General features: G+C 36.1%; 11 protein-coding genes. 4 read left to right on the forward strand and 7 right to left on the reverse strand.

Annotated elements, in window-relative coordinates; genetic code table 11:
* Both VIL26_07810 and VIL26_07815 read right to left on the reverse strand, forming a co-directional pair.
* A partial coding sequence (locus tag VIL26_07810) for a site-2 protease family protein (protein ID HEY8390831.1) occupies positions 1-375 on the reverse strand: 375 nt, incomplete at its 3' end.
* On the reverse strand, positions 366-1,031 hold the full coding sequence (locus VIL26_07815; GenBank protein HEY8390832.1) for a M23 family metallopeptidase: 666 nt from the start codon (positions 1,029-1,031) through the stop codon (positions 366-368). The genes VIL26_07810 and VIL26_07815, both read right to left, overlap by 10 nt.
* Positions 1,032-1,202: 171 nt before the next feature.
* Between VIL26_07815 and VIL26_07820 the strand changes: the two genes are divergently transcribed.
* Positions 1,203-1,601: a methylglyoxal synthase gene (locus VIL26_07820; protein HEY8390833.1), complete on the forward strand. Its 399-nt coding sequence runs from the start codon at positions 1,203-1,205 to the stop codon at positions 1,599-1,601.
* 23 nt (positions 1,602-1,624) lie between these two features.
* Here the strand turns inward: VIL26_07820 and VIL26_07825 are convergent, their stop codons facing one another.
* Positions 1,625-2,272: a biotin transporter BioY gene (locus tag VIL26_07825; GenBank protein ID HEY8390834.1), complete on the reverse strand. Its 648-nt coding sequence runs from the start codon at positions 2,270-2,272 to the stop codon at positions 1,625-1,627.
* 158 nt (positions 2,273-2,430) lie between these two features.
* Between VIL26_07825 and VIL26_07830 the strand changes: the two genes are divergently transcribed.
* Positions 2,431-2,985, forward strand: coding sequence for a DUF4364 family protein (locus VIL26_07830; protein ID HEY8390835.1), 555 nt, complete (start codon positions 2,431-2,433; stop codon positions 2,983-2,985).
* Positions 2,986-3,234: 249 nt separating this feature from the next.
* Here the strand turns inward: VIL26_07830 and VIL26_07835 are convergent, their stop codons facing one another.
* From VIL26_07835 to VIL26_07845, 3 genes are all read right to left on the reverse strand, one after another.
* Positions 3,235-3,738, reverse strand: coding sequence for a GNAT family N-acetyltransferase (locus tag VIL26_07835; GenBank protein ID HEY8390836.1), 504 nt, complete (start codon positions 3,736-3,738; stop codon positions 3,235-3,237).
* 194 nt (positions 3,739-3,932) lie between these two features.
* Entirely contained in the window at positions 3,933-6,563 is a 2,631-nt protein-coding gene (locus VIL26_07840; protein HEY8390837.1) for a valine--tRNA ligase, read from the reverse strand.
* Positions 6,564-6,590: 27 nt separating this feature from the next.
* Positions 6,591-6,836, reverse strand: coding sequence for a hypothetical protein (locus tag VIL26_07845; GenBank protein ID HEY8390838.1), 246 nt, complete (start codon positions 6,834-6,836; stop codon positions 6,591-6,593).
* A gap of 296 nt (positions 6,837-7,132) precedes the next feature.
* On the opposite strand from VIL26_07845, the gene VIL26_07850 reads away from it, so the two are divergent.
* Positions 7,133-7,894 (forward strand): ABC transporter ATP-binding protein, encoded by a 762-nt coding sequence (locus VIL26_07850; GenBank protein HEY8390839.1) that lies wholly within the window; start codon positions 7,133-7,135, stop codon positions 7,892-7,894.
* A gap of 13 nt (positions 7,895-7,907) precedes the next feature.
* A complete protein-coding gene (locus tag VIL26_07855; GenBank protein ID HEY8390840.1) occupies positions 7,908-8,735 on the forward strand; it encodes an ABC transporter permease in 828 nt (275 codons plus the stop codon).
* An 89-nt stretch (positions 8,736-8,824) separates the two neighbouring features.
* Here VIL26_07855 and VIL26_07860 read toward each other — a convergent pair.
* Positions 8,825-9,037: hypothetical protein (locus VIL26_07860; GenBank protein ID HEY8390841.1), on the reverse strand; the 213-nt coding region annotated here is incomplete at its 5' end.

Raw genomic sequence — 9,037 nt, forward strand, 5'->3', positions numbered from 1 at the left:
AGGCATAAGATTAAATAATGCATTGACTATATTGGCATAGACAAAGGCTTGGGTAAAAAAATATGACGCAGGGATAAGCCACCAAACAGCCGTAAAAATAATAGCAACCACAAGGTTGGTAACAGGTCCGAAAGCCGCAATTTTTATTTCATCAGAAGGCTTGATGCCGTCCATAGTACCGCTAATAACCGCACCGTAAGGCATAAGTTTGATATCATCCAAAACATAGCCGTATTTTTCTGCTATAGTAGAATGTCCTATTTCATGAATAACTACGGTTACAAAATACGATAAAAAATCATAGCCATGTCCAAGTACCGTCATCAAAAGACCAAGCAAAATAAAAAGCGGATGTATATGAAGCTTTAATCCCATTGTACCTCTGCATTTATGTCTTTAATTGCGGCTTTATCAACTGTCAAAAAGAATTTTAGCTGACGATTATTGTTAACAATTCCTATGGGGAAATTTTTATTTACTGTTTGCCCTATTTTGACTCCTACAAACTCTAAGCCTTCATATCTTGATATAGTGTTGTTGCGGTGTTTGATTTCTACAGTTATAATACCGTCATTTTTTATCACATTGCTGATTTTGCCTGATTCTACGCTATAGACAAGCGGGTTTTTGTCCACTTTTAACACAGCGCAATAATCATTATATTGTATATCTTGAGTTATCACAGGCTTAGAATAACTTAACGGCGTTTTATCTGGATATAATGCTTGCATAATTTTATCCTTTATAGGAATAGTTCCTGGCTGTTCTATTTGAAATATTCCAAAATTTTGCTTAACTACAGATTTTATTCCCGCAGAAACATTTTTTAGATAAGGTATCTGATTAAATAACATCAAAATACCAAAAATCAATCCGCATGCAATAAGGCGTACCGCAGTACCAAACAAGACGCTGCTGCCTTTTTCAACGCTTTGCTGCTGTTTTAATATCTGCGCGGATTTTGGCTCATAATACAAGTACCTGTTATATGAAAGTTTGGTATGTACTTTTTTCAGCGAATCGTATTTCATATCTCGCTCCTTGCCAATTTCTTTTTATTTATATGCGGGGATTATCCGTAAGATAACTCAAAAGGCATCCTATAATTTCGACAAATTTTTCAAATCCAAATATCTTTGCCAAAGCGTATTTTGTATGATATATTAAAGACAAACATATTTTACGAAGGACAACAGAAAAAAATGAACATAGCAATGATTGCTCATGACAAAAAGAAAGATGATATTGTAATGCTGGCAATTGCTTATCAACAGGTATTAAAAAATCATACTATTTATGCCACAGGAACTACAGGAAGACTTATAGCCGAAGCAACAGGATTGAATATTAATAGATTTAAATCAGGACCTTTGGGCGGCGACCAGCAAATAGGCGCAATGGTAGCCAATAACGAAATTGACCTTGTGATTTTCTTTAGAGACCCTCTTACCGCGCAGCCTCACGAACCCGATGTTTCAGCGTTGCTTAGACTTTGCGATGTGCACAATATTCCGCTTGCTACTAATCTTGCTTCGGGCGAAATAATGATGATGGCGCTATCTCGCGGCGAAATGGATTGGCGCGAAAACGTTAGAAAATAATTACGCTTTATCTCTAAAGTGTTTTATATCATTAATATTTTTGGTATTCTCTTATAAATAATAGGTGTAGCAATTATAAGCAGTACAAGACTTAGCATATCGCCCAAAAAATACAAAGGCAGACTTAAAGCGGCAGATACTAATGCGGCTTGATCTAGATGTAGATAAAATGACATCATACTTAGCATATAAGGCGCCCCTATCAAATACACGCCCAATATGCCCACAAGACAAATCAGCAAAACCTTGAGATAATCTTTGATTTTTATTTTTGACATAAAATCTTTTTTATAAAAAATATCGCGCAAAACCCCACACAAAAACGCACAAAATATAAATCCAAGTATAAATCCAAAAGACGGCTGGAAAATATATGTAATTCCGCCACCTCTTGCAAAGACAGGCACACCAATCAAGCCCAAAAGCGCGTATATGGCTTGACTAATAGTACCCCATCTTTTGCCCAAGATAAGCCCTGCCATACACGCAAAAAAAGTTTGAAAGGTAATATCCAGCATAGGCAAAGGTATTTTTATAAATCCCCCCGTACATGTAAGCGCACACATCAAAGCTGTAGAAGCGATTTTGAAGTTTGTTAAATTTTGTTTTTTGGGCTTATTTGTTTGTGTATTGTCTGGATTTTTGATAATATCTTGAGGTTGATTTTTCATATATAAAATTATATTATATTTTCATGTTAATTGTAAACTGTTTTGTCAATAAAGTTTACAATTAAGCCTGAATTAATAGATAATCCAAAAATGTTCAATAATTTGACGTAATATGATATAATTATATAATAAAATATATTAATTTTAGACGGATGGACATGGAAACAGATAGCAGCAAATTAAATTCTTTGATTTTGTTATTTGTATTTGACAAAATGGATGTGCCCTTGACTGAGAGCACAGTCTTAGAGATGTGCTGCAGCCGAAATAACTGGATAAACTATATGGAATGCAAGCAGGCTTTTGATATATTGATAAAGAACAACTTTATCAATATGACCTCATCGTCAAAAGGTCCTGTAAGCACATCTGGAGTACCTACCATAGAGAGTTCATATTCTCTTACGGTTGACGGCCGCATGTGCTTGTCGCATTTGTTTTATTATATACCCGCATCTTTGCGCGCCGAAATAGTGGATTATGTGACCGAAAACCGCATGCATTATCGAAGAAGACAGGAATATTCTCGGGACTATTTTATGAACGAAGACGGAACGCATACCGTCGTTTTGGGCATAAAAGATCCCACCAAGCAGCTGTTAGAAATCAGAATGAACGTGGACTCGCGCGCAACAGCAAAGTCAATCTGCAACAAATGGGACGAAAAAGCCTCTCAAATCTACGCCAGCTTGTATGAACTGCTGGATGAGTAAAAAGTTGTGAATTTTGTTCTATAAAATAAAAAGTTATTAGAAATTGATCCCCTTAATTTTTTGTATTTCTTTAACGTTGTAATTATAATGTTGCTTGCTAACTTTTGATTATTAATTATTAACTATAAAATTAAAAATTTCATATATCTATAGTTTTAGATCAATTTTCAAATTAATGAAATTGCGATAAATAAAAAAAGCGTTAGATTAGATCTAACGCTTTTTATCTTGATTTTTAAAAACAACTAATTACTCTATCAGACTATCTTTGGTTACTTCCATATATGTACATATATCAGGATCTTCAATTTCCAAAAAGTCTGGTCTAAGAGCTTTTTTGAAACCAAGGCTGTTATACAATCTTAACGCAGCAAGATTTTTGTTGTTTGGCTCCACATAAGCACGTGTTGCAAGATTGCTATCAAAAAGTTCTTTTAATGCAAACTTTAGCACATACCGTGCTATTCCTTTACCCTGCGCTTTAGGCAACAGCTTGATATCCATGCAAGCCAAACCATCTTGCAAAACTTCATAATAGGTTTCACCGCAATAGCCAAGAGTTTCTTCGTATATGCTGTAATGCTTTCTCAATGGTTTATTTTCATCAACGCTTTTTAACCAATCTTCCAGTTCGGGCATTGTTATACCCAAACCGTTGGGAAAACCTACATAAAACATAACCTTGCCGTTATTCCAGAGCGACATAATGTTTTCTAAGTCGCTATGGGTTGTTTCTTTTACTGTAATATTCAAAATATCCTCCTTTCATTTTAGGGAGGCTAAATTATAGTTCCCTCCCTGTTATTTTCGAAAACTATAATCAATTTTGAACTCATTTTCGTTACCTCCTTTTTTGGGATATTTTCTTAAATATATCATATTATCTTTTAAAAGATAATTTGAAACAATAAAAAAGCGTTAGTTTTTTAGACTAACGCTTTTAACTTTTATTCTTCTAATTCCTGAATTGACTTAGTAATCTTTTCAATCAATTCTTGATACTTAACAACCTTGGCTTTTTCGGCTTCTATTAATTCCTTGGGAGCTTTGCTTACAAATCCCTGATTGCTAAGTTTGCCTTGCGCTCTTGCCAACTCGTCCTTTGCTGTTTTGAGTTCTTTGTTAAGTCTTTGGGTTTCTACTGTCTTGTCTACAAGGTCAAGCACAGGAATATAAATCTCGCAAAGCGGCGCAATCACCTGTGCGCATTTGTCGGGCTTTTCTTTTACTATTTCAATAGACTTGCCCATACCAAGCTTTTCTATATAAACAAGCGCTTCGTTTATAATCTTAGGATTTTTTAAAGGCAGAACATAGATAGCTGTTCTCTTGTTTTGAGGAACTTTCATTTCTGCACGAAGTTCTCTTATTCTTTTTATGACTTCAATTACTTCTTCAAAATCCTTATATGCCTTAACGCTGTGGATTTTTGTATTGTATTCGGGGTATTTTGCTTTTATGATCATTCCTTGGCTGGAAGGCATATGTCTATAAATCTCTTCGGTAACAAAAGGCAGTATAGGATGAATTAGTTTCAAAATTCCGTCAAGCAAATACATCAAAACAGACATTGCTGCAACTTTTTGATTTTGGTCTGCGCCGTATAGCTTAGTTTTTGCAAGCTCAATATACCAATCGCAAAAATCATTCCAAATAAACTCATACATAAGCTTAAGCGCGCGATTGACATTATACTTGTCCATAATTTTGGTTACGTTCTTGACAAGCTCGTTCCATTTATATAATATCCAGCGATCTGCAATGCCCAATTTAACCTGGTCAATATCCTTATATTCTATCTTTTCAACATTTTGCAAAACAAATCTTGCAGCATTCCAGATTTTGTTGATAAATACTCTGTCAGTAGCAATCTTATCTTCAGAAAACTTGATATCGCTGCCCAAAGTCGTGCCCCAAAGCAGTGAAAATCTTACCGCATCAGCGCCGTATTTTTCTATCATTTCAATGGGATCAACACCGTTGCCCAAAGATTTTGACATCTTGCGACCGATTTTGTCTCTTACAATACCGTTTATCAAGACATCAGAAAAAGGTTCTTTGCCCATAAACTCGATGCCCGAAAATACCATTCTTACAACCCAGAAAAAGATAATTTCGTGAGCGGTAACCAAAACATTGGACGGATAGAAATATTCCAAGTCCTTATTTTTCTCCGGCCAGCCCAATGTAGCAAACGGCCAGAGCGCACTAGAGAACCAAGTATCCAAAACATCCTCGTCTTGATGAACATGTCCGCCGCATTTGGGACAAACATCAATATGCTCTTTGGATACAGTTACGTCCTTGCAATTGTCGCAATAATACGCAGGGATACGATGCCCCCACCACAATTGACGGGAAATGCACCAGTCTTTTATATTGACAAGCCAATGTCTGTAAATCTTTTCAAATCTTTTGGGCGTAAATTTAAGCTTGCCCTTTTCCAAAGCTTGAAGCGCAGGTTTTGCAAGCTGTTCCATCTTGACAAACCATTGCTTAGATACAATAGGCTCAATATCGGTATCGCAGCGATAGCACTTGCCTACATTGTGCTTGTGCGGCTCTATCTTTTGCATTAAGCCTAGCTTGTTTAAGTCTTCTACTATCTTTTTTCTTGCCTCATATCTGTCAAGTCCTTGATATTGTCCTGCTTTTTCATTCATCTTTCCGTCATCAGACATAACTCTGATCACATCAAGATTATGTCTTAATCCAACCTCAAAGTCGTTGGGATCATGCGCAGGAGTGATCTTAACAGCGCCGCTTCCAAATGTCTTATCAACATAATCGTCCGCTATGATAGGAATTCGTCTGTTGACAAGGGGAAGAATAACATATTTTCCAACCAGATTAGTATATCTTTTGTCTGAAGGGTTGACTGCAACAGCAGTATCACCCAGCATTGTTTCAGGTCTGGTTGTAGCAACTACAATATATTCATCTGAATTTTCTATCGGATAGCGTATATGCCATAGATATGAAGATGAGGGTTTGTATTCAACTTCAGCGTCAGACAGTGCTGTTTTGCATGCAGGGCACCAGTTGATAATTCGGCTGCCCTGATATATATAGCCTTTTTCATAAAGACGGACAAATACTTCCAAAACAGCTTTTGAACGTGTTTCGTCCATAGTAAAAGCTAATCTGTCCCAGTCGCTTGAAACGCCTATTCTTTTGGCTTGCTCAACTATTCTTCCGCCAAACTTTGCATACCAATCCCAAGCTCTTTCCAAAAATTTTTCTCTGCCCAAATCCTGCTTGGTCAATCCTTCCTCTGCCATTTTTTCTACAATCTTGACTTCGGTAGCGATTGAAGCGTGGTCAGTACCAGGAATATACAGAGCATTAAAGCCCTTCATCCTTTTGTATCTGATTAATATGTCTTGTAAAGAAAGGTTAAGCGCATGCCCTATATGAAGCTGCCCTGTAATATTGGGCGGAGGCATTATTATGGTAAATGGTTTTTTTGAGCGGTCCTCATCCGCTTTAAAATATCCTTGTTTAACCCATTGGTCATAAAGTTCGGTCTCAAAACCGGACGGCTGATAAGATTTATCAAGCTCTTTGATGTTGTCCATTTTATTTAGTCCCTTTTATATAATCAATTATTTTATCACTGTGAAAACAAGTCCCGCAATAACAAGTCCTAGACTTACTAATTTCAAAGAAAAAAACAACTTATCCCCATTGTCAACTTCTTTGATATGTTTGATTTTGCCTGTCAGTTTTCTAGCAAAAATCGACAGCAGCAATCCCGAAACAGCTAAAACAAAACCAACTATGACATTCCATTGGGATAATCTAGTTATAAGATTGGTCCAAAAACTGTTGCTTGCGGCCAAAAAATTCATAATAAGTGCAACCCACTTTTTAAAAAATTACCTTGGATTTTAAATATTATACTAGAAATGGTTTTATAAATCAAATTATGTTATAAGGTGATTTCGCTAAAAAGATTATTCAATATCAAATAAAAAAGCCGTCTTTATTATAAAAGTCAGCTTTTTATTAATTACGCAAAATTTGCAATCTTTATTGATTTTTTGTGAAAATCACATTTTTACACATTTGGTTAATTAGGCTAATATACTGACAATATGGACTCATTATGTTTTTGAGTTCAAAAATCCATTTTTGAGATGATGGAATGAAAATAATTTTATGTTTGCACAAAGTAAGCCACACATATCATACAAAACAGGGCGAAACCCTAGCCTTAAAAGATATCAGCTTTTGCTTAAATGACGGCGAATTTTTGTCCATAGTAGGTCCGTCAGGTTGCGGAAAAACCACAATACTATCCTTAATAAGCGGTCTGATAAGAGCTTCGGAAGGCAAAATCTTGATTGACGGCAATGAAGTTACCACCACTAACCGCGATACAGGATATATGTTTCAGCGCGACCAACTCTTTGAATGGCGAACGATAAGGCAAAACATAACGCTTGGACTGGAAATCCAAAAAAAGATGACGCCTGAAAACCTCAAAGCAATAGATGAGCTGATAGAAAAATACGGACTAAAAGAGTTTTCGGATCATTACCCTAGAGAACTAAGCGGCGGAATGCGCCAAAGAGTAGCGCTTATAAGAACGCTTGCAACTTCTCCCAAGCTATTGCTGCTTGACGAACCGTTTTCCGCACTGGACTTTCAGACAAGACTCAAAGTGTGCGATGATGTGTACAGCATAATAAAAAACGAAAAAAAGAGTGCGATATTGGTAACTCACGATATTTCTGAAGCTATAAGTATGAGCGACCGTATTTTGATGCTAACTAACCGTCCTGCCACAATTGCTCATGAATATGTGCTTGATATGGGCGAATGTCCCACTCCTTTAAAACGACGCGAATGCAAAAAGTTTGGATACTGGTTTGATAAAATCTGGAAAGACTTAGAAAGTTTATAATATGGGATGAGAAATGAAAAAAAGTAATATAACTTATTCTTTAGCACACAAACAGTATTTGAAAAACATCAGAATAAAAAAGGCTTTGATCCTTTTAGCCCAGTTTGGTCTTTTGATTGGGGTTATATTGTTATGGGAGATATTGACCGCCAATTACATTATTGATCCGCTTTTCTTTTCTTCACCCAGCCGTATTCTAAAAACCGCAAAAAAGATGTTTGTGGATAAAGAAATATATATGGGCAATATTATCTATACCCATATAGGCATAACTTTGTACGAATGCATGCTTGGTTTTGTAATTTCTACGGTAGTGGGTTCTATTATCGCCATTGGGCTTTGGTGGAGCGAATATCTACGAAAGGTGCTTGATCCATATCTTGTTATTCTAAACAGCTTACCCAAAATTGCCCTAGGGCCTGTAATCATTGTTCTTATGGGTTTGGGCACAAAGGCGATAGTAGCAATGGCTGTGCTGATATGTATTATCATTACTATTTCATCAGTTTTAGGCGGAATGATGTCATGTGATCCTGACAAAATTTTGCTTATGAAATCAATGGGAGCAACCAAATTTCAGATTTTATTCAAACTTTTATTGCCCTATTCTGTGCCTAATTTTATTTCAGTATTCAAAATGAATATAGGACTGTCTTGGATAGGCACAATTATGGGCGAATACCTTACAAGCAAGGCAGGTCTGGGATACCTTATTGTTTACGGCGGTCAAGTATTCAAACTTGATTTAGTCATGACATCAGTAGTCCTGCTATGCGCCATGGCTGCTATTATGTATCTTGGGGTTAGCTTTATTGAAAAAAAGATAAATAAAAGTAGATAATATTGGTTCCAATTTGGATGGATTATAAACTTAGAATTAAATGTTTCACCTACCACTATAACAAGCATTTACATTCCAATATGGATGGATTATAAACTTGATATCCCCGACTTTTTCCCGAGTAACGCTGCACATTTACATTCCAATATGGATGGATTATAAACTAATACAACGCCTTTGGCGTTAGTAGATAAAATGCCTTTACATTCCAATATGGATGGATTATAAACTTCGTTGTTTTCAACAGCATTATTTCCGTAACAATACTTTACATTCCAATATGGATGGATTATAAACCTTCC

It is taken from the genome of Clostridia bacterium, assembly GCA_036562685.1.
Taxonomy (GTDB): Bacteria; Bacillota; Clostridia; order Christensenellales; family DUVY01; genus DUVY01.